The organism is Winogradskyella sp. PG-2 (assembly GCF_000828715.1).
Lineage (GTDB): Bacteria > Bacteroidota > Bacteroidia > Flavobacteriales > Flavobacteriaceae > Winogradskyella.
Genome location: NZ_AP014583.1, coordinates 2966469 through 2987847 on the forward strand (window position 1 = coordinate 2966469; position 21379 = coordinate 2987847).

The following is a 21379-nucleotide window of genomic DNA, read 5'->3' on the forward strand; positions in this document are numbered from 1 at the left end:
TTAATCTATTTTATTCAGAATTTGAAGAATTTATAAAGTCTTGGTATTGCTCTTTGGTGTCTATATCCATCAACTTTCCATTTTTTATTGAAATTATATTTTCTTTCTGAGTCTTAAAAAAGCTTTTAGCTCCATTATCCCCTTTTAGTTTTAATAAATCATTAAAATATTTTTTAGGAATAAGAGCTGGTACACCCAAAGATGTTTTGTATAAAGACGCTATTATAGTTTTATCATGTTTTGTGTAAGCATCTATAATCTCATTTATATATATACTTTCAATAAATGGCTGATCACCTAACAAAATTAAAACAGCGTCTAAGTTTTCCTCTTCTATATGTTCAATTCCTTTAACTATACTAGAACTTAAGCCCGATTTATATTTTGAATTGAATATAGTATCAACATTATAATTAGAAATAGATTCAGTAATGATTTTTGCATTTGCACCAAGAACGCAATAGACTTTATTAGCGTTAGACAGTAATGCATTTTCTATAGTTACTCCTAAAAGAGTCGTTTTACCAACAGGTAAAAGTTGTTTGCTGGTTCCCATTCGGTTTGAATTACCAGCAGCAAGGATAAGAATTGAAATATTCTGCTTCACGTTAAAATTATAATTACTCATGTTAAAGTTATTTAAAATAATTAGTCTTTGATGAATAAAAATTAAGCAATAGCTTTATTCCGTATTTTTGAAAAAAAAAGATTGAATGTCTATAATTAAAAAATTGCAATGGCGCTATGCTACTAAAAAGTTTGATGCAAATAAGAAGTTATCAAATGAAAAGTTATCAATTATAAAAGAAGCTTTTAATTTAACAGCTTTATCTTATGGTTTACAGACCCTTAAACTAGTTATTGTTGAAAACAAATCAGTTAGAGAGGATTTGGTAAAATTGTCTTATGGACAACGTCAGGTTGTTGATTCATCACATTTATTAGTGCTTTGTATTCAGACAAGAATTGATGAGAATGATGTGAATGAGCATTTTGAAAATATAAAAGACATTAGAAATACACCTGATTCTGTATTAGAAGGCTTCAAATCGCAAATGAAGTCTACTATTGAAAACATGCCGGCAGATAAAAAGGAAGCTTGGGCTACTAAACAAGCATACATAGCATTAGGTAATTTGATGACAGTTTGTGCAGCAGAGAGTATTGATAGTTGTCCGATGGAGGGCTTTATCTCATCAGAATATGATAAAGCATTAAATTTAGAATCTCATGGTTTAAATTCAGTATTGTTACTTCCTGTTGGTTATAGAGCAAATGACGATATGTTTTCTGAATTTAAAAAAGTAAGAAAACAACTTTCTGAAACGATTATAGAATTATAACAATAAAGAACAAACACTTAATTATTACAGTAATTTATGCCAGGATTCGAATTATTTAGTGATTTAGAACGAAAAGAAGTTAATGACGTCTTAGACAATGGTGTTTTAATGCGTTACGGTTTTGATGGAATGCGCAAGGGCCATTGGAAGGCGAAAGAGCTAGAAGCAGAATTGGAAAAAACATTTGATTCTGAGTACGTTCAACTAGTGTCTAGTGGAACTGCAGCAGTTTCAGTCGCTTTAGCATCTGCTGGAGTAGGTGCTGGTGATGAAGTCATTATGCCAACATTCACATTTGTGGCAAGTTTTGAAGCTATAATGATGTTAGGTGCAATTCCTGTTTTAGTAGATATTGATGATACTTTAACATTAGACCCTAAAGCCGTTGAAGCATCTATTTCACCAAAAACAAAAGCTGTTATGGTGGTGCAAATGTGTGGTAGTATGGCAAATATGGATGCATTAAGAACTATTTGTGATAGTCATAATTTGATTTTTGTTGAAGATGCTTGTCAAGCCATTGGAGGAACTTACAAAGGGAAACCACTTGGTAGTATTGCAGATTTAGGTTGTTTTTCATTCGATTTTGTAAAGACTATCACTTGTGGAGAAGGTGGAGCTGTGGTTACAAATAATAGAGACTATTATATTAATGCGGATCATTACAGTGATCATGGTCATGATCATATAGGAAATGATAGAGGAACAGAATCACATCCATTTTTAGGCTATAACTTTAGAATTTCTGAATTGAATGCCGCTGTTGGTTTGGCACAAGTTAGACGTTTGCCAGAGTTTATAGGAATTCAGAAAAGAAACTATACTATTATAAGAGATTCATTATCTAAAATTCCTGAGGTTACTTTTAGAACTGTTCCTATAGGTGGTGAAGAAAGCTATGCGTTTTTAAATTTCTTTTTACCAGATGCTGAATTTGCTCAAAAAGTTTCAACAGCATTTAAAGAAAATGGAGTTGATGTGTGCTGGAATTACTATCAAAACAATTGGCATTACATTAGAAAATGGGATCACCTTAAAGATTTAAAATCTTTGTTTCCAATATCAAAAGAGGTAAAGGAAGGGTTAAAATATTTGCAGACTAAAAAGTTTGAACAATCTGATTATTATATTTCTCGCAATATCTCTTGTTTAATAAAAATGTCTTGGACAGAAGAAGAAGTTAAGTCTCGTTCTGAGAAGATGCTTAAATGCATCAAAAAAATTATCAATGAATAAATGATTTTATGATTGTACAGGTTTTGTATAGGTCTAAAATTATTAGTTATTCTCAATACTTTATAGTTTTATAAAAAATTATTTTTTATGAAACTAAGCTATACTTTATTTAAATTATTTTTAATTTTTAGCCTTTTGATGTTTTCCCAGCAAACTCCAATTGACTTCTCTAGTAGTAATCATAATTTCACAACTTTTAGTAATAGTGGTTTTGCATTCAATGTAAACCCTCAAGATCCAAGCGATGATGTAGGTCAGTTTTTTAATGATGGATCTGAGAATTGGCAAGGTTTTTATATTGATTTAGTTGAACCATTAGATTTAGATACACAAAACCAAATCACATTATCGTTTTATCAGTTTGATCCTAATAATCATGCAATAACGATAAAATTGGAAAATGGGACTAACCCAGATGTTGAAGTTGTTCAAAATAATTCTGGTTCGGGTTGGTCTAATGATATGGTGTTTGATTTCTCTAGCGCGATTTTAAGTGGTGTAGGAACTAATATAAATGCTACTGGTTCTTATAGCAGAATGACTGTTTTTATAGATGGTGGCATAGCGTTATCTGGAACATACTTGATTGACGATATTAATGATGGATCTGCAGCAGTGGATTCCAACGCATTAGATATAATTTACTCAGATTTAGTATGGTCCGATGAATTTGATACAAATGGAGTATTAGATTCAAATAAATGGTTCCACCAAACTCAATTACCTTCTGGTGGAAACTGGTTTAATGGTGAAGAACAACACTATACCAATCGTATTGAAAATTCTTATGTAGATAATGGTTTTTTAAATATTGTAGCTATAAAAGAGAATTTTACAGATCAAGGAGAAACAAAACAATATACTTCTGCAAGACTGAATTCTAAGTTTGCTTTTACACATGGTAGAGTAGATGTTAGAGCACGATTACCTGAAGGTGATGGGACATGGCCAGCTATATGGACATTGGGTAAAAATATTAATGAAGCCGGTGCGTATTGGCAAACACAAGGATTTGGCACTACAGGTTGGCCTGCATGTGGTGAGATAGATATAATGGAGCATGGTTTAGGAGCGACAAATCACGTCAGTAGTGCTTTGCACACACCTTCTAGTTTTGGAAACACTATGAATTTTCAATCATATACACTAAACGATGTAGCTAATGAATTTCATATATACTCCGTTAATTGGTCACCAAATCAAATTACTTTTTTAATTGATAACGTTGGTTTTTACACCTATAATCCTGCTGTTAAAGATAGTAGTACTTGGCCTTTTGATAACGACCAATATTTACTACTCAATATTGCAATGGGAGGTGTTTCGGGAACAATAGATCCGAATTTTACTCAGAGTAGTATGGTTATAGATTATGTAAGAGTCTATCAGAATTCAGTTTTAGGTATTGATGATGAATTTGCAAATAAATTTAGTGTCTATCCAAATCCGGTTAATTCTTTTATTAATATTAAATCTGAAGAACTAGTTGATAGTATTGAACTTTTCAATTCTATAGGTCAATTGGTCAAAGAGAACAGAAAAGAAAACATTAACCAGATAAATGTTGAAGATTTAGAGATTGGATTTTACGTGTTGAAAATATACTCTGGAAACTCTACAATTATCAAAAAAGTTATTATCAATTAGTAATTTCTGTATTCAACTATTTCTAAACCATATCCAATCATACCAACTCGTTTGGTCTGAAGACTGTTAGAAATTAATTTTAGTTTACTGATTTTTAAATCGTGAAGAATTTGTGCTCCAATTCCAAAATCTTTGGTGTCCATACCTAAGCTTGGTGCTTTAACAAGTTTTCCTTCAACTTGATTATCTTTAAGGATAGATAATCTTGTTAATAAGTTCATGGCTTGCGATTGTTGATTAATAAAAATTACAGCACCCTTGCCTTCTTTATTAATAACGTTGAACATGTCGTCTAACTTCTGGTCTGCATTATTAGTTAAAGTTCCTAAAATGTCATTATTAACTAATGTAGCATTAACTCTAGTTAAAATGGCTTCATCAGATTTCCAAGTCCCTTTAGTAAGTGCTATATGTACTTGGTTATTTGTAGTTTGTAAATATGCTCTTAATCTAAACCTACCAAATCGGGTTTCAATATCAAAATCTTCTTTCCTTTCAATTAAAGAATCATATTCCATTCGATAAGCCACAAGGTCTTCTATAGAAACTATTTTTAAATCAAACTTTTTGGCTACTTCTAAAAGCTCAGGTAAACGCGCCATAGTACCATCTTCGTTCATGATTTCAACTATGACTCCTGCAGGTTCAAATCCTGCTAAACGTGCAAAATCAATAGCAGCTTCAGTATGGCCTGTACGTCTTAATACACCACCTTCTTTAGCTATTAACGGGAAAATGTGTCCAGGTCTTCCTAATTCAAAGGCTCTTGTATCTTTATTTACTAATGCCTTAACTGTTTTTGCTCTATCACTGGCAGAAATTCCTGTACTAACACCATTACCTCTAAGATCAACAGAAACAGTAAATGCTGTTTCCATTGGGTCTGTGTTATTCCTAACCATAACATTAAGGTCTAATTCTTTGCAACGGTGCTCTGTAAGCGGAGCACAAATTAAACCACGACCATGAGTTGCCATAAAGTTGATCATCTCTGGTGTTACCATTTCAGCAGCAGCCAAGAAATCACCCTCGTTTTCTCTGTTCTCATCATCTACAACAATTATGATTTTACCTTGACGAATATCTTCAATGGCTTCTTCAATTGTATTTAAACTTGTTGTTTGTTTTAAATTATTGGTAGTCATAACAATAGGTTTGGTTATACAAAGGTACGCTTATTTTATATTCTGAATACAACTCTGATAGAAGTCTTGCCCTATTTTACTTCTCAGAAAAATATATTTTAGAGGATAGAGTGGAAGTGTAAGAAGTAGAATTAAAATATTATTTCCTTTGGCTTTTTGTTCTATAGTCTTATAAAATTTAGAGTAAACAATAGCGTCTACAATCAGATAGATAATAAAGAATATGAAAGCAACAATACTAAGACTTAAAGAGGTTTCTGATAGTGCAGGTAACTTATTGTTTTTAAATACAAAATGTAATCCTAACAGAATGGCACCAATACAAAAAGTGACTAAACTAGTTTTAGAATAGTCTTTATAATCTTTAAGTAATTTTTTAGCTTTAATGAGTTTATCTGGAACATCTAAACCTTCAGTTTTTAAACCTTCAAGTGGGATCTTTCTATGTAATAAATTATGAAGTGCAATTTCTTTTGGTTTTTTATTTATATCGTATTCATCTTGCTTTTTAATAATACTGACCAATTCTTCAACTGAATATTTTTTGTAAAAATTATAAGATTTAGTATCACTTTCTGAAAGTTGAATCTTGCTTTTTGATGCAAATAATCTTTTAAATGGAACTAGTAAAGCATCAAATTGAAATACTCCTTTATCATTAGTAGCTCTTGTAGTTAAATAAATACTTAAAGGAAACATTATTGCAGTAGAAAGCCATGAACCGATTATTGGGTCAAAGCTTCCTTTTTCTGCACTGTTTCTAGCAAAAATACCAAAGAAATGATAGGTTAAGAATAAAACTATGGCTATGACCATTGGTAATCCAAGACCGCCTTTTCTAATTAAAGCTCCAAGTGGTGCACCAACAAAAAATAGAATGATACATGCAAATGCTAATACAAATTTATCATGTAAAGCTATAATGTGTTTATTAAGCCATATGGATTTTGTTTCAAATGATGATTTGTTAGAATCTATAATTTGGAGTGTACTGTTTGCATTATTAATAGCTAAGTTTATAATTTGAGTTTTACTGCCAGTATTAAATAAATCCATGACATTTTCGCCTGTGTAAAGCGTGTCTACGTTTGTGGTATCAATATTTAGGTTTAATGCGGAATATGTACTTCTATTATACAACGTATTAGATAATGCTTTATAATCATCTTTCTTTTCATTATTAAGTGTATCTAGAGCTCTGACTAATTGATTAACATTTAGCATGTTATATCGTCCGCTATGGTTTTTTTCTTCTAATTCATCAGAGTTTAATATTTCTAAATCAACATTTATAATATAATTATCAAAATAGCTTTTTACATGCGGTTTATTTACATTTTTGCGCGCATCCCTATTTACAATTTCTTCGTAATAATTTCCGTTGATTAACTCGAGTTGAAGTATATTAGAATCTGGACTACTCTTAAGCTCACCTTTTTCTGAGGAAATAACTTTATAATTACCAGTTCGTGCTGAACTTTTTTGGTGGATGATTACTTTTTTAAGAAACTGACCTCTATCACCAGTCTTTTCATCTACTTTAATATTGATATTTCCTATCTCATTAAATTGACCTTCTGCAATAGCTAATGCAGGCTTTACTTTAGCAATATTTCGTCTTAAATTATAAAAATTGTATTCTCCCCATGGAATTACATTATTAGCGAAAAAGAAACAGCCGATACCAAGAGCAACAATAAAGACGCTTAGACTTCGCATAGCACGTTGTAGAGAAATACCTGTGGATTTCATGGCAGCAAACTCATAGTTTTCTGCAAAATTCCCAAATACCATTATAGAAGATAAAAGTATGGTTAATGGTACAACCAAAGGAATAAGCTTTGGCATGTAATACAGAATAAATTTTGCAGTAACAGAAACATCTAAGTCTTTACCAGCAAGTTCAGCGATGTACAGCCATATACCTTGCAAAACGAAGATAAACATGAATATAATAAAGACGCTAAAAAACGTCTTTAAGAATGTGATAAGTATGTACCTATCTAATATTTTCAAAATCCTTAGTCAATTTTATTGATAAAGTAATCACTGTATTTACTTTCGTCAAATGTAAATAAGGTTTTTGAAATAGGCTCATCTGTTTTAAAAGAATTAACGGTTAATGTTGTTTTAGTTCCGTTTTTACCTACCTCAATTAAATTGTAGATGTGTTTTGTTGTTGCATCTATACCTAATAATACATGCTTAATTTCAGAATTAGTATCAATAGGGCTCAATTTTACATATTGAATTTTCCTCCCCTTAACATTCTGTATAATATCCATTTTATAAGTATAGCCATCCTCGTAAAAGGATAACATCTTACTAGGTGTAATTGTACTTTCGTCTTCTGTATTATCAGAAGAAATAGTAACCTCTTCATCTTCTGGACTAATAGTATATAAAGTTTTGCCATTAAAAATACGAGTGATACCAAGAATATTAAGTTTATACTTTTCTCCTTCAATGACAACATCACCTCGCGTTTCTTGACTAATATTTTCACTTGTATTACTTAGTTCGTATTTAAAATCTAAGCTGATATTTTTATACGCTTTTATTTTCTCACTTACTTCTGTTAATAAGCCTTCAGCTTTTGCATCACTTTGTGCAAAACCTATAGCTCCAAATGTAAAAAATGCTATTACAATTAATTTTTTCATCTTATTTCGTATAATCTTTTTATTGTTTTTCGTTTTCTAATAATTGATCTAAAGCTAATAAATCTGGTACTAATACCTGCCTTGCTTTACTACCTTCAAAAGAACCAACAATTCCTGCAGCTTCTAACTGATCAATAATTCTACCAGCTCTATTATAGCCTAATTTCAATTTTCGTTGCAATAAGGAAGCGGAACCTTGTTGTGCAGTCACAATAATTGTTGCTGCGTCCTTAAACAACTTATCTCTGTCTGAAATATCTATATCAAGATTTGTGCCACCTTCCTCACCAACATATTCTGGCAGTAAATGTGCATCTGGATAAGCTTTTTGTGAACCTATAAATTCTGTAATTTTTTCTACTTCTGGAGTATCAACAAATGCACACTGAATTCGTATTAATTCATTGCCTTGAGTATAAAGCATATCACCACGACCAATAAGTTGGTCTGCGCCAGATCCATCTAGAATAGTACGAGAATCTATCTTACTTGTGACTCTAAATGCAATTCGTGCTGGGAAGTTTGCTTTAATAATACCAGTTATTACATTAACAGAGGGGCGTTGTGTAGCGATAATTAAATGTATACCAATGGCACGTGCTAATTGTGCTAGTCTTGCAATAGGCGTTTCTACCTCCTTACCTGCAGTCATTATTAAATCTGCAAACTCATCAACAACCAAAACAATATATGGTAAGAAGGCGTGACCGTCATTTGGGTTTAACTTTCTTGCTTTAAATTTAGCGTTGTATTCTGCAATATTTCTACAAAATGCATTCTTTAGCATTTCGTAACGATTGTCCATTTCTATACAAAGTGAATTTAATGTGTTTATAACCTTTGTATTGTCTGTAATAATAGCATCTTCACTATCCGGAAGTTTTGCCAAATAATGACGTTCTATTTTATTAAATAAAGTCAGTTCAACCTTTTTAGGATCCACTAATACAAACTTAACTTCTGCAGGATGTTTTTTGTAAAGTAAAGACGTTAAGACAGCATTTAAACCAACAGATTTACCTTGTCCAGTAGCACCAGCCATAAGCATATGTGGCATTTTTGCTAAATCAACCACAAAGGTTTCATTACTAATAGTTTTACCAAATGCTATAGGTAATTGCATTTCAGATTTCTGAAACTTCTGTGAAGCAATTACAGAACGCATAGATACTATTGTAGAGTTTTTATTTGGTACTTCTATACCGATAGTTCCTTTTCCTGGGATTGGTGCAATAATACGTATACCAAGTGCAGCTAATGACAGAGCAATATCGTCTTCTAAGTTTTTGATTTTTGAAATTCTAATACCAGCTTCTGGTACAATTTCATAAAGGGTTACTGTTGGTCCTATAGTTGCCTTTATGCTACTAATACCAATTTTATAATTACTTAATGTCTCAACAATTTTGTTTTTATTCTCTTCAAGCTCTTCCTGATCTATAGAAATTCCTTCATTATCATATTTCTTTAATAAATCTAATGGTGGAAATTGATATTTTGCAAGTTCTAGAGTAGGATCAAATTGTCCGAAATCTTCAACGAGCTTATCAGCAAGATTATCAGTTTCAGATTTTTCTTCTGCTATTTTCTCAACTTTCAATTCTGGTTCTTCAATTGTTTCTTCAATAGGCTTCTCTTCAACTTCCATTGTTAATGTTGGAGTCTCAGTTTTAGTCTTAGGTTTAGAGTGTTTGCTAATTGTTGGCTCTGCTTTGTCTAAAGGTATCTCAAAAGCAGATTTAATGGCATCAGCTTCATCGGTTAAACTGTTATCAAATACAACAGTTGGTTGTGTCACATTATTTTCGGATTGTAAGTCTTCTTTGAGATCACGCTTAGCTCTATTAAATAGTGTAACAAAAGTATCACCAGTGACTTTAAAACGAATAGCGAGATAGGCTATAAGACCAAAAAGTAATAATAGTATAGTTCCTATTTTACCTATATAATCTTGAAAAAAATGATTCATTTCGTATCCAATAGTGCCTCCAAGAATATCGTATTTGTGTGTAAAGAAACCAAAGAATATAGATAGCCAAATTATGATTAAAGTTCCCCATATCCAATGTTTTGTGAGTTTAGCCTTTTTTAAATTTAAAGTGACATAAACACCTGAAAGAAAAATTAAACCTGAAAAAATAAATGAAGGAATACCAAAACCTTTAGTTATAAAAAACTCACTTACTACAGCACCTAACTGACTTGCCCAATTTTTATAGGCGTCTGAACGTTCTGGGAACGTACTCAAAACACTCTGATCCTCTTTACCAGTAAAAATAAATGACAAGAATGAAATAAAAAGAAGTACACCAAGAATTATAAGCAGACTACCAAAAACTAGTTTTTGCTGATTTGAAAGCTTAAAAGACGGTTTTTTTAATTTAGATTTCGTCTTTGGCTTAGCTTTAGTTGTTTTCTTTTTAGTTGTTTTTTTTGCCATTTTATGACGAATTTATTTCGGTAACTCATCCCTACAAAGGGAATCTAAATTTTATTTATAATTTTTCACTTTATCAGAAACGCCATTAACATAATCTTCAATGATGTTTAGATCTTCAACAAGTTCTGAACCCTTAAATCCATTAATATAAATTGACTCAATTTTAGAATTATAAAACTCTAAATATTTACTTGCTAACGGTAAATAAGACCAATGCCATTTCTCTAAGTTGTAACCTGTTCTATTTTTGTTTTTCTCAGTATAAACCTGATGAAATCCAAAGCTATTTGCATGAGTTATCAACCAATTATATTCTGCAAGTCCTTTTCCGCTGTTAAAATACGAATTATTTAAACTATTTAGATCGATATCTGTTCCCCAATGATGTCTAGATGTACAAGGCATTGAACTATATTCTAAAATTTTTAATGCACGTGCAATTGGAGTAAGATTCTTATACCTATTCCATTTACGTTCCCAAATAGTTTCTTGTTCTTTGAAATTTCGGGTTCCAGAGATTATTTTTAACTCAATCCCTGCATTTTTTGCTGAATTTAGCATGCTCACAAAAGCTGTATAGACTTCATTTTTAAGATAAACCTCTTTCGTAGAATGCTTAAAATTTACTTTTACAAATGTTGAATCTTGTTTGTAATCAAATTTACCTAATACAAAATCTTTTGTGATATAAGGTGTTAGCTTATCTACTGTTTTGGTGCTGTTAATTTGTATTTCAATATTCTCATTTACAATGACATGTTTAGTGTTAGTATTTATACTAAAATGTATAAGTATAAAAGAAAAAAGTATGAACAGATTTTTCATTATTTATACTTTGGGTATTAGTTTAACAAAATATATAAAGAACTAACGTCGTCTTTTATGATTTTGGTATGTTATAGTATTTTTGGAAGATAAATAATACCAGCAATAATTACAGCAACAACTGAAGCTATAAAAACAGCACCAGCCGCAACATCTTTAATTAATCCTATTTTTTTATGATATTCTGGGTGGATAAAGTCAGCAATATATTCTACCGCGGTATTTAAACCTTCAATACTCATTACCAAACCAATCATAGCAAACTGAACCATCCATTCTGTTTTTGAAATATCAAAATAGAAACCAGTTATGGTTACGATAATAGCAATGAAGATTTGTATTTTTATACTAGCTTCAGTTTTTATAAGAATAAGCATACCTTTAAAAGCATAGCTTACACTTTTGAGTCTATTAATAATGAAGGGTTCTTTTTTTTGCATAAAAAAGATGATGCTAAACTAGCTGCGACTTTTATAATTTGATAAATATTATTTCAATGCACCTAACGCAGCATTATAGTTTTCTGGTTTAAACTATTTTAATGCGTCTAATGCTGCATCATAATTTGGCTCATCAGCAATTTCAGAAATCTGCTCATTATGTAAAACTGTTCCGTTTGCATCTATAACAACGATACAACGAGATAGTAAGGTTTCAAATGCTCCTGTAGTAAAAGTCAATCCATAATCATCACCAAATTCCCCAGTTTTATAATCAGAAAAGCTTTCTACATTTTCAATACCTTCTGCACCACAAAAACGTGCCATAGCAAATGGTAAATCTTTAGAAATACATAATACCTTTGTATTTTCTAATTCACTAGCTTTTTCATTAAAGGTTCTAATAGATTGTGCACATGTTCCTGTATCTACACTTGGAAATATATTTAAAACTAATCTACTACCATCAAAATCATTATTAGATTTATCTGCTAAATCTGTTCCAGTGAGCTTAAAGCCTGGTGCTTTACTACCAACTTCTGGTAAATTTCCTATAGTTTCTACTGGTGTTCCTCCTAAAGTTACGTTTGCCATTTTTTCGATGTTTTAATTATTGCTAAAAATATGAAAAGTGAGTGTTTTAGTAGAGAATAATAATGTAATATTTTTTATTAACTTAAAACCTCAATTACTTTGTTAAAAGTTTTACCTCAACTCTGCACCAAGTTTAGATTCAAAATTTTTCTGAAGCTTAGACATGATTTTGTCTATTTGCTTATCTGTTAAAGTCTTATTTTTATCTTGAAGTGTAAAACTCACAGCATAACTCTTTTTGCCTGCTGGTAGTTTTTTACCTTCATAGACATCAAACAAGTTCACGTTTTTAAGCAATTGTTTTTCGGTTTGTTTGGCTATAGTATTAATTTCTTCAAAAGAAACACTATGATCTAATAACAAAGCAAAATCTCGTCTAACTTCTGGGTATTTTGAGATAGCACTAAACTTTATCTTGTTATGCTGTGCCATATCTAGGACATTATCCCAATTAAAATCTGCGAACAATACAGGTTGAGAAATCCCAAAGTGTTTCAGTACTGATTTTTTTACCAATCCAAAATTGACTAAAGTTTTCTTTCCAAGCGTTAAACTTACACCTTCACTAAGTATGTCTAGTTTTGTTGGAGCTGACCTAAAACGATTTAAACCTAAACGTTGTAAAACTGTTTCAATAGTTCCTTTTAAATAAAAGAAGTCACTAGGAGATGTTGTTGCGTTCCAACGCTCCTCAGTTTTATTTCCGGTAACAAATACAGATAAATGCTTATGTTCTTCTCGGTTTTCTGAATATTGGTGATAGGTTTTACCAAATTCAAATAATTTTAAATCGTCACGCTTTCTATTGATGTTATGAGCAACCGCTTCTAAACCAGAAAACAATAAGGATTGACGCATCACTTCCAAATCATTACTAAGAGGATTTAGCATTGTTACATTATGATCTGCATTTAATTGCTCACTTAGCTCTACATATTTTGGAGTTGTTAGAGAATTTGCCATAATCTCATAGAACCCTTGAGATGCTAATTGATTACCAATAATATTCTGAAGTTTATAATCTTCAAATCGAGATGAATTAGAAATAGAGGCATTTAATTTTTCAGTTGTACCTATATTGTTATAACCATATACTCTAAGAATCTCTTCAATAATATCTGCTTCGCGCTGTACGTCATTTCTGTACGCAGGTACAGTTAAACCTAAACCAGCTTCGGTAACATTGTTTACTTTAATATCTAAAGAGGTTAAAATACCTTTAATAATTTCTCTAGGAATTTCTTCACCAATTAATTTTTTGGCATTTTCAAAACTTAGTCGGACTTCAAAGTCTTCAATTTTCTTTGGGTAAGAGTCAGAAATATCACTTGTTATTTCACCACCAGCAATTTCAATTATCAAAAGTGCAGCACGCTTTAATGCATATTCTGTAATGTTAGGATCTATTCCTCTTTCAAATCTAAAAGACGCATCTGTATTTAAAGCATGACGCTTTGCTGTTTTTCTAATACTAACCGGATCGAAATAGGCGCTTTCTAAGAAAATATTAGTGGTATTTTCTGAAACGCCAGAATCAATACCTCCAAAAACACCAGCGATACACATTGGTTTTTCAGCATCGCAAATCATTAAATCATCTTCGTGTAACTCTCTTACAACACCATCTAGTGTTGTAAATTTTGTGCCAGCCTCACATGTCTTAACTTCAACTTTATTTCCAGTTACTTTATGCGCATCAAAAGCATGGAGTGGTTGACCAAGCTCATGCAACACATAATTTGTAGCATCAACAATATTATTAATAGGAGTTAGGCCTATAGATTTTAGACGATGTTGTAACCAACTTGGTGATGTTTTTACTTTAACTCCCGAAATGGTAACACCACAATAGCGTGGGGCTTTTTCTTTGTCTTGCACATCGACATCAATTTTTAATGATCTAGTATCAACATGATAAGAACTTACAGAAGGTGTAATTAACTCTACATTCACTTCGTATTGTAATAATCCGGCTTTTAAATCACGTGCAACACCATAATGACTCATGGCATCTGCTCGGTTTGGTGTTAAGCCAATTTCAAAGACTTCATCATTTTCAATATCGAAAATTTCTGCGGCAGCAGTTCCGACTACATACTGGTTATCTAAAACCATAATACCGTCGTGAGATTCTCCAAGTCCTAGTTCGTCTTCTGCACAAATCATTCCATGGCTTTCTTCTCCACGAATCTTACCTTTTTTAATTTTCCAAGCTTCGCCTTCAGCCGTATAAAGTGTCGTTCCGACAGTAGCAACAGGTACTTTTTGCCCTGCAGCAACATTTGGTGCTCCACATACAATTTGTAAATGTGCATCTGCACCAATATTTACAGTAGTTACTTTTAAACGATCAGCGTTAGGATGTTGTTTGCAGGTTAATACCTCACCAACAACGATACCTTCTAATCCGCCTTTTACAGATTGGTAGTGCTCTATACCTTCAATTTCTAGACCAAGATCAGTTAATAAATCTCCTGTTTTCTCAGCGTCCCAATCTACTTTTATAAACTGTTTAAGCCAGTTGTATGATATCTTCATTTGTCAATTAATCAAGTTGCAAAGATAGTAATTCAGATTAGGCAATGAAATTTGAAATTGGCTTTTTTATGTAAGGACATTGTTATAATTTCGAACTCAATTGAAAACATATTCTTATGAAAAAAATATTAGTACTTCTGTTAGTCAGTTTAATATGGAATTGTGAAGAAGAGAAAAAACAACAAAAGTTAGAAGTTGGAACTTACAGAGCAGTTTTAGAAGTACAAGACAATGAGGAGTTACCTTTTATTTTTGAAGTAAAGTCACCTAGAGAATTGAATATATATAATGCTGAAGAGGTTATTGAAGTTGATGAAATTGAATACAGAAATGATTCTATTTTTATTAAAGCACCAGTCTTTGAAGGTTATATAGCTGCTGTTTTTGAAGGTGATAATCTAAAAGGTAGTTTTATAAAAGAAAGTTTAGATCGTATCGTACCATTTAAAGCAATATTTAAAAATGAAAACCGTTTTGATGCGAAATCTAAGCCTACTCAAAAAGTGACTGGAATATGGGAAATCGTTTTTAGTCCAGAGAGTGAAGACGATGCGTATATTGCTAAAGGTATTTTTGCACAAGACGAAGAAAAGGTAACAGGTACATTTAGAACCACAACAGGTGACTATCGTTATCTAGAAGGTGTAATGGATGGTAATGAAATGAAACTCTCAACCTTTGATGGTGCACATGCATTTTTATTTACGGCAAAAGTTTTGGACTCAACTTTAGAGGGTCAGTTCTATTCTGGTAACCATTGGAAAGAGCCTTTTGTAGCAAAACGAAATGCATCTTACGAATTACCTAGTGCAAATGACTTAACGTTTTTAAAAGAAGGTTACAATAGTGTTGATTTTGTGTTTCCTAATACGTCTGATGAGTTGGTAGGACTTAAAGACGATCGTTTTAAAGACAAAGTGGTGATTGTGCAGATCATGGGAACCTGGTGTCCTAATTGTTTAGACGAAAGTAAATACTATGCGGATTATTACAATAAAAATAAAGACAGCGATTTAGAAATTATAGCCTTGGCATTTGAATACGCCAAGGATAAAGAGACTGCTTTTAGTAGAATAGATCGATTACGATCTAAAATTGGTATTGAGTACCCAATTCTCTTAGCACAATACGGAACATCTGATAAAGCTAAGGCGCAAGAAAAATTACCAATGCTTAACCATGTGTTGTCTTATCCGACATCTATTTTTATAGATAAAACAGGTAAAGTGCGTAAAATTCATACGGGTTTTAATGGACCAGCAACTGGTGAAAAATATATAGAGTTTAAAACCGAGTTTGAAGGGTTTGTTGGAGAGTTGTTAGCTGAATAATATGTATTAGTTGTTTTTAGGAATTGCCATGGTGTGATTTGCAATGAGGTAATATTTTCCATCAGCTTCAACATAAGTTCTCATAAAATGATAGGTCGTTGTGCTTGGTCCTCGATCTATGATTGTATAGCCACTAACGATAGCTGTTGTGCCAGAAATAATTACTTTTACGTCTTTAGAAACTCGAGATTTAGTACTTGTGTTTTTATTCTTAATGTGTCTTTTTACCCGATTTAAAACAGCAGCTTCATCATCAATCGTATTTGCATGGTTATACCCATATAAAGTCTTCAGCTAATAATGACTCAATAAAATCAAAATTCAATTCTAATTGTGCCTTTTCCCATGCAGCATCTAATGTTTTAAGTTTATTGTGGTTGAAATCACTTTCTTGAGTGGATATTGGGACTATTGCTAATCCAATAATAATTGTAATTATAGCAAATAGTTTCATTGGCTTATACTTAGGTGCTAACGAAGTTAAAGTTTTCAAACTTAAAATCAATGAATTAGAAAGTAAAAGAGATTATGTTTTATCAATAACTATTAGTTCTTAGTAACTTAACTTATAGTTTTTGGCCACAATAAACTCTTCTGTTTTTGTATCGAGAATCAAAGTACTTTCATTAAATGGTTGATTGCCTAACCAGCCACCAATTCTAGTAAATGGTGTAACTAATGACTGTGACCAGGTGTACATATTTATATAACTAACACGTTTTAAGCTTAACTCAGAATTTCCTATATGAATTGGTTGGTCAGTTAATTTGCTTGTAATTGGTATACTGCTGTCCCAGCTTTTGGCATTATATGCAATAGCTTCAGTATTCTCATCACTATAGGTGTCAAATCTACTTTTAATAGTAATTAAACCAAAAGCACTACAACCTCAATCATAAAAGAGTTCATAATCTTTATCGTTTATAGTTACAGGTAACATAATGCGCCTGCCTGTGAAGTCAAAGGGTTTGAATTTTTGTAAGGTCTTCATCCATTCCGGATGCTCATTAAATAACTCTAGGGTTTGATTTTTAAAGTCAATGGCTGTTATACGATCTTTTATAAAATCACTACCAATAGTTCCTATGCCTATTCTAGAAATGGTATCATTTTTACTAAAAGCATGTCCGTAATTACCTAAAATTCTAATCATTGAGGCTTTTATGTAGTTGTCATCTAGTTTAAATTCTAATTGCTCTACAAAGCGTTCCTCACCTTTTGTGACTTCCTTAATGTCCATGCCTAAAGCACGTAAGGATTTTAAATCATTTTCATAGATAAAGGAATGCGGTGCACCAGTATCAAATTGCATATAGAATTGATGTGCTAAGCCTTCAATTTTTAATGGAACTACCATTGCAGCTTGTGGTTCATGATACCCTTCTGATCCTGTAGAATTAGCAGCCCAATCAAAATAAATAGGTTTGGATTCAAAGCTATATTCTAGGTAAGCTGATTTTTCTTTGAAGAATGCATTGTTGAATTTTCTTATATAATAAAACCCAACTGAGAGCATAAGTATTAGAACAACAAGTAATGTATAGCTGATTTTTTTTCTTCATGATTGTTTGATTTTGATTGATGAATACTTTTTATTCTGTCTTTCTTTTGCCATTGGTAAGATAGCTTTGACCAGGTCCTAATGTTTCACCTGTAAATTCGTCATTAGAAATACTACTTTAAACTCAAAAGTCGCTCCTTGAACATCGAAATTGCAAGAGATATTTCCATCTTTTAAAACAAGATTTGACATGGTGAAATCCCCCATAATCGATTGAAATGAACCTTTAAATGTTCCCATTTCATTTTTAGTAATAGTCATAGTTATAGGAACGTCTCCTTGTGGTGTAGCTTCAGCGACAAGACTCCAGTCGCCAATTAGTTTGTCATCAGGATTAATAGCATTTTTTTTTGACCCACAGTTTATTAAACTTGTAAAGAGAAAGACACAAAGAATGTATTTAGTTTTCATAACAATGTATTGTTTTAGATTGATGTCTCTAAATAAATACAATAGGATGAGATTTGAGTACTATGTATACCGCCATTTTTACGACAATAGTTGATTCTACTAGCTAAATAAGACGAAGCGAAATATAGAAAAAATTGAAATTATTACGTTTTAATTTCATGGCTGTCATAAAAACAGGAATAACATTTGCTGCATAGCATGCAAATAAAACGTATAAAATGATTTGAGCGTTATCAAAAAATTTTAAACTTATGAAAGGGCAAATTACAAGTAACAGAGCAGTAATTAAACACCATATAATTTGAATATTTACAATTCGTCTTCCCATTTCGTCAACCAATTTAGATTTTCGGTAAACTCGCCAAAGTATAAATGGTAGAATAATGTTGCCAAAAGGAATACCTATAAAAGATAGAATTGATAAATTTATGAGTCTTATTGAAGTGGTTGCTGAGGCTTTTGTCTGTTCAATACTTTTAAATTTATTTTGAAGTTGAGAAGGCTGTATTTTAAAAACTTCAGAAAGAACAGTGAGAGAATGTCCTTTGGGCTCTTTATTATTCGATTCTAAACGTTGAATCGTTCTCAAAGACAAGCCAGATTGTTTGGCTAACTCTATTTGTGTATAGCCAGATTGCTCTCTTATATCCTTAATAATGCTCAAAATACTACTATAGTGTTATACTACTAATGTAATGAAAGAAAATAGTCCCGTAAAATTCTAAGAAGCTTATCTACTAAATAACAACGTGCATCCTATAAAAACAATTAGTTGGTGAAGGGTAATTTTTGTTTTAAAGCTAGAATAATGAAGTATGTATTCATGGCTTATAAGCTATTTGTTGTGTAACTCTGTTTACTTTAAAATTAATTTAAATTTCCCATAGGTTGTTTGGTCGTACTACTTTACATGGATTACCATATACAATAGAGTTTGGTGGAATATCTTTTGTAACTACACTTCCCATTCCTATGAATGTGTTGTTGCCAATGGTAATATTATTTTTTATCAAACTCCCTGTACCAATTTCACAACCTTCTCCAATAGTTACGTTTCCTGATGTCACACTGGATTAATGTCTGTAAAAGGGCCAATTTTATTATGATGTCCTATTTTAGCACCTCTTTTAATGCTAACTCCAAATCCAATTGTTGTTTGGGAACTAACAACGCATTGTTGATCTATTAAGATGCCGTAATCTAATTTGCTACTTGATGAGTTGGAAATTAAATTACTATAATCCTCATTGCTTAAGTAAAGTTTAAAGTCTTTATAAACTTCGAATTTATGCCTCCCGCTAGCTAAGCCAAACAAGATTTCTTCAGTAGGTTTTACATCTTGTATAAGCTTTATAGTGTATTCAATAGATTTTACACGGTCATTTGCTTTACAATCTAAATTTAAATTTGGAAAAACTTCTACATTTACAGGAGAATCGAATTGCTCATGAATGAGATCGTAGACAACACAGACCCAATAAGGGTCAAAACCTAAAAGTTGAAATGTGGGATGTTGGTTAAGCTTCATTATTTCTGAATCAAGGTTAATTAAAACTTGATGTTAACACCATGCTTCTTAATTGGGGGCTCATTATTTATAAAGATTAAATATAAATCTTATCAAAGTGATCTGTGTTTATATTTATATAAACTACCAAACTTTACGATGAATAGCTTTACTATGTGTTTTTTGTCGGTAAACAAAAGTGTATTCTCTTACTATCTAAAAAGGCACATAAGTTACCATTAAAGCTTGTAAAATGAACAGTACCACAAATGGGATAAACAAATAGCCAACTATATCTCTAGCTTGTATTTTTATGCCAGATCCCATTACTGGGAATACCATTAGCAAGAAAAATGGTTGGAGTAGATTACTTAAACTTTCACCATATGCTACTGACATAGCTGCTCTTGCTGTCATTGCATTGACCTCATTTGTAGGTAAATTAATTCCTAAATCTTGCACCATATTAATAATACTTGGTCCAATAACTGCAAATTCACCACCAGCTGAAGGTATAGCAAAATTTATAAGGCCTCCTGTAAGATAAGAAATAAAAGCATAAGAGTCTGGTGTGGCAACTGAGGCTAAAAGAACACTAATTTTTGTACCCAAACCAGAAGCTAGCATAATACCCATAATACCTGCGTAAAATGGATATTGAAATAAGATGCCAGAAATATTACTGCTGGCACGTTTCATAGCAATACTGTAACGCATAGGAGTAATATGTAAAAACATTCCAACAATTAAGAAAATAAAAATCATAATATTGAAATTTAAGTCAAAGCCTTTCGTTGAAAAATGATAAACAATATAACTTAAACCCAATACAGCAACACTTATTTGTAACCAGCCTGCATTGTTTAAAGCATCAGAAACAGCTCTGAAAGGTAGCTTGTAGGATAAAGCTTCTTCTTTTACAGAAGTATCTATTTCGCTGTTATCTATTTTTAAATCACTTAATTCTTTGCCTTTAGAAGATTTTGGTATTAACAACCATATAATAAAAGGCGCTATAATAACAAATAGAACAATCATGGATAAGTTTAATGTTGAACCTAAGCTGTAACTTGTGGAAATGGTATCGTTTAAGATACCAGATTTTATTAAAAAATTATTTTCAGTATTTAGAAGTAAAGCGATAGAACTTGATAAGCCGCAGACCCAACCGTTAAAAGAAAAGTAAACACAGGCAATTAAAAAAGGGTAGTGGATACCTTTAATTCTTAAAGCAAGTTCTCTTCCTAAAATAGCAGTTACTACAACCATTCCAAAGCTTATTAAAGATAATAATGCGCCTAATGAGATAATGATTAGATATACTTGAGTTGGGGTTTTAATATATTTTGCAATTTTATCAATTCCCTTTTTTATTGGATTCGATTGCGCAATACAATATGCTGTAATAATAATTAATACGATTTGCATACCAAAAGACAAAAGTTTCCAAAAACCATTATACCAACCCTCTAAAATAGAAATAGGTTTGTTGTCTGTAAGAGTTAGAGCTAAAAGTACTGTTAATAGGGTTAATAATAATGCGAAGACATAAGCACTTGGCATATATTTGGTAAAGGCATCTGTAAATTTTTGTCCGAGTTTAGTTAGCATCTTATCTAGGTTAGTTGAGTCTAAGATAATTTTTTTCTAATTCTTAACAATACGTTAATTAACACAACTCTCAATTTCTTTAACAAC

21 protein-coding genes are annotated in these 21379 nt (G+C 31.7%); 4 read left to right on the forward strand and 17 right to left on the reverse strand.

The genetic code is table 11. The features are described from left to right. Positions 1-10: 10 nt before the first annotated feature. Positions 11-628: a nucleotidyltransferase family protein gene (locus tag WPG_RS13325; protein WP_045473577.1), complete on the reverse strand. Its 618-nt coding sequence runs from the start codon at positions 626-628 to the stop codon at positions 11-13. Positions 629-713: 85 nt separating this feature from the next. Between WPG_RS13325 and WPG_RS13330 the strand changes: the two genes are divergently transcribed. The 3 genes from WPG_RS13330 (at position 714) to WPG_RS13340 (ending at position 4226) form a co-directional block, all read left to right on the forward strand. Next, complete coding sequence (locus WPG_RS13330; RefSeq protein WP_045473579.1) at positions 714-1343, forward strand: NAD(P)H-dependent oxidoreductase; 630 nt, start codon at positions 714-716, stop codon at positions 1341-1343. 36 nt (positions 1344-1379) lie between these two features. Further along, on the forward strand, positions 1380-2579 hold the full coding sequence (locus WPG_RS13335) for a DegT/DnrJ/EryC1/StrS family aminotransferase (protein ID WP_045473581.1): 1200 nt from the start codon (positions 1380-1382) through the stop codon (positions 2577-2579). Between the two features lie 87 nt (positions 2580-2666). Further along, the gene (locus tag WPG_RS13340; RefSeq protein ID WP_045473583.1) at positions 2667-4226 is read left to right on the forward strand and encodes a family 16 glycosylhydrolase; all 1560 of its coding nucleotides are present in this window, start codon (positions 2667-2669) and stop codon (positions 4224-4226) included. On the opposite strand, the gene ribB is transcribed toward WPG_RS13340, so the two are convergent. The 8 genes from ribB to pheT form a co-directional block, all read right to left on the reverse strand. After that, entirely contained in the window at positions 4223-5371 is a 1149-nt protein-coding gene (gene ribB, locus WPG_RS13345) for a 3,4-dihydroxy-2-butanone-4-phosphate synthase (protein WP_045473585.1), read from the reverse strand. The two genes, WPG_RS13340 and ribB, sit on opposite strands and share 4 nt — an antisense overlap. 30 nt (positions 5372-5401) lie before the next feature. Then, positions 5402-7387, reverse strand: a complete 1986-nt coding sequence (locus WPG_RS13350; protein ID WP_084221593.1) for an LptF/LptG family permease — start codon at positions 7385-7387, stop codon at positions 5402-5404. Between the two features lie 5 nt (positions 7388-7392). After that, a complete protein-coding gene (locus WPG_RS13355) occupies positions 7393-8034 on the reverse strand; it encodes a LolA family protein (RefSeq protein ID WP_045473588.1) in 642 nt (213 codons plus the stop codon). A gap of 19 nt (positions 8035-8053) precedes the next feature. Continuing rightward, a complete protein-coding gene (locus WPG_RS13360; RefSeq protein WP_045473589.1) occupies positions 8054-10474 on the reverse strand; it encodes an FtsK/SpoIIIE family DNA translocase in 2421 nt (806 codons plus the stop codon). A 51-nt stretch (positions 10475-10525) separates the two neighbouring features. Beyond that, positions 10526-11299, reverse strand: a complete 774-nt coding sequence (locus WPG_RS13365; RefSeq protein ID WP_052471281.1) for a M15 family metallopeptidase — start codon at positions 11297-11299, stop codon at positions 10526-10528. 71 nt (positions 11300-11370) lie between these two features. Further along, positions 11371-11739: a diacylglycerol kinase gene (locus tag WPG_RS13370; protein ID WP_045473591.1), complete on the reverse strand. Its 369-nt coding sequence runs from the start codon at positions 11737-11739 to the stop codon at positions 11371-11373. A 93-nt stretch (positions 11740-11832) separates the two neighbouring features. Then, complete coding sequence (tpx, locus tag WPG_RS13375) at positions 11833-12333, reverse strand: thiol peroxidase (RefSeq protein WP_045473593.1); 501 nt, start codon at positions 12331-12333, stop codon at positions 11833-11835. Positions 12334-12444: 111 nt separating this feature from the next. Further along, on the reverse strand, positions 12445-14871 hold the full coding sequence (pheT, locus tag WPG_RS13380; protein WP_045473595.1) for a phenylalanine--tRNA ligase subunit beta: 2427 nt from the start codon (positions 14869-14871) through the stop codon (positions 12445-12447). 116 nt (positions 14872-14987) lie between these two features. Here pheT and WPG_RS13385 point away from each other — a divergent pair, with 116 nt between their 5' ends. After that, positions 14988-16202: a peroxiredoxin family protein gene (locus WPG_RS13385; protein ID WP_045473597.1), complete on the forward strand. Its 1215-nt coding sequence runs from the start codon at positions 14988-14990 to the stop codon at positions 16200-16202. A 271-nt stretch (positions 16203-16473) separates the two neighbouring features. On the opposite strand, the gene WPG_RS13390 is transcribed toward WPG_RS13385, so the two are convergent. The 8 genes from WPG_RS13390 to WPG_RS13420 form a co-directional block, all read right to left on the reverse strand. Then, entirely contained in the window at positions 16474-16656 is a 183-nt protein-coding gene (locus tag WPG_RS13390; RefSeq protein ID WP_144374478.1) for a nuclear transport factor 2 family protein, read from the reverse strand. A 99-nt stretch (positions 16657-16755) separates the two neighbouring features. Continuing rightward, the gene (locus tag WPG_RS18235; RefSeq protein WP_171817186.1) at positions 16756-16902 is read right to left on the reverse strand and encodes a hypothetical protein; all 147 of its coding nucleotides are present in this window, start codon (positions 16900-16902) and stop codon (positions 16756-16758) included. Between the two features lie 189 nt (positions 16903-17091). Further along, the gene (locus WPG_RS13395; protein ID WP_045473601.1) at positions 17092-17718 is read right to left on the reverse strand and encodes a hypothetical protein; all 627 of its coding nucleotides are present in this window, start codon (positions 17716-17718) and stop codon (positions 17092-17094) included. 123 nt (positions 17719-17841) lie between these two features. After that, a complete protein-coding gene (locus tag WPG_RS13400) occupies positions 17842-18174 on the reverse strand; it encodes a hypothetical protein (protein ID WP_045473603.1) in 333 nt (110 codons plus the stop codon). A gap of 103 nt (positions 18175-18277) precedes the next feature. Further along, positions 18278-18838, reverse strand: coding sequence for a DUF4870 domain-containing protein (locus WPG_RS13405; RefSeq protein WP_052471282.1), 561 nt, complete (start codon positions 18836-18838; stop codon positions 18278-18280). Between the two features lie 208 nt (positions 18839-19046). Next, on the reverse strand, positions 19047-19241 hold the full coding sequence (locus WPG_RS13410; RefSeq protein WP_052471283.1) for a hypothetical protein: 195 nt from the start codon (positions 19239-19241) through the stop codon (positions 19047-19049). After that, positions 19238-19702 (reverse strand): hypothetical protein, encoded by a 465-nt coding sequence (locus WPG_RS13415; protein WP_045473610.1) that lies wholly within the window; start codon positions 19700-19702, stop codon positions 19238-19240. Before WPG_RS13415 ends, WPG_RS13410 begins: the two co-directional genes overlap by 4 nt. A gap of 195 nt (positions 19703-19897) precedes the next feature. Further along, on the reverse strand, positions 19898-21292 hold the full coding sequence (locus tag WPG_RS13420; protein WP_045473611.1) for a short-chain fatty acid transporter: 1395 nt from the start codon (positions 21290-21292) through the stop codon (positions 19898-19900). Between the last annotated feature and the right edge of the window lie 87 nt (positions 21293-21379).

Excerpts from the sequence above, each read along its gene's own strand:
- WPG_RS13420 (WP_045473611.1), bottom strand. The coding sequence starts at position 21,292 with ATGCTAACTAAACTCGGACAAAAATTTACAGATGCCTTTACCAAATAT.
- WPG_RS18235 (WP_171817186.1), bottom strand. The coding sequence starts at position 16,902 with ATGTACACCTGGTCACAGTCATTAGTTACACCATTTACTAGAATTGGT.
- WPG_RS13340 (WP_045473583.1), top strand. The coding sequence starts at position 2,667 with ATGAAACTAAGCTATACTTTATTTAAATTATTTTTAATTTTTAGCCTT.
- ribB (WP_045473585.1), bottom strand. The coding sequence starts at position 5,371 with ATGACTACCAATAATTTAAAACAAACAACAAGTTTAAATACAATTGAA.
- WPG_RS13360 (WP_045473589.1), bottom strand. The coding sequence starts at position 10,474 with ATGGCAAAAAAAACAACTAAAAAGAAAACAACTAAAGCTAAGCCAAAG.
- WPG_RS13400 (WP_045473603.1), bottom strand. The coding sequence starts at position 18,174 with ATGAAAACTAAATACATTCTTTGTGTCTTTCTCTTTACAAGTTTAATA.
- WPG_RS13415 (WP_045473610.1), bottom strand. The coding sequence starts at position 19,702 with ATGAAGCTTAACCAACATCCCACATTTCAACTTTTAGGTTTTGACCCT.
- WPG_RS13335 (WP_045473581.1), top strand. The coding sequence starts at position 1,380 with ATGCCAGGATTCGAATTATTTAGTGATTTAGAACGAAAAGAAGTTAAT.
- WPG_RS13390 (WP_144374478.1), bottom strand. The coding sequence starts at position 16,656 with ATGAAACTATTTGCTATAATTACAATTATTATTGGATTAGCAATAGTC.
- pheT (WP_045473595.1), bottom strand. The coding sequence starts at position 14,871 with ATGAAGATATCATACAACTGGCTTAAACAGTTTATAAAAGTAGATTGG.
- WPG_RS13385 (WP_045473597.1), top strand. The coding sequence starts at position 14,988 with ATGAAAAAAATATTAGTACTTCTGTTAGTCAGTTTAATATGGAATTGT.
- WPG_RS13330 (WP_045473579.1), top strand. The coding sequence starts at position 714 with ATGTCTATAATTAAAAAATTGCAATGGCGCTATGCTACTAAAAAGTTT.
- WPG_RS13395 (WP_045473601.1), bottom strand. The coding sequence starts at position 17,718 with ATGCTCTCAGTTGGGTTTTATTATATAAGAAAATTCAACAATGCATTC.
- WPG_RS13355 (WP_045473588.1), bottom strand. The coding sequence starts at position 8,034 with ATGAAAAAATTAATTGTAATAGCATTTTTTACATTTGGAGCTATAGGT.
- tpx (WP_045473593.1), bottom strand. The coding sequence starts at position 12,333 with ATGGCAAACGTAACTTTAGGAGGAACACCAGTAGAAACTATAGGAAAT.
- WPG_RS13325 (WP_045473577.1), bottom strand. The coding sequence starts at position 628 with ATGAGTAATTATAATTTTAACGTGAAGCAGAATATTTCAATTCTTATC.
- WPG_RS13370 (WP_045473591.1), bottom strand. The coding sequence starts at position 11,739 with ATGCAAAAAAAAGAACCCTTCATTATTAATAGACTCAAAAGTGTAAGC.
- WPG_RS13365 (WP_052471281.1), bottom strand. The coding sequence starts at position 11,299 with ATGAAAAATCTGTTCATACTTTTTTCTTTTATACTTATACATTTTAGT.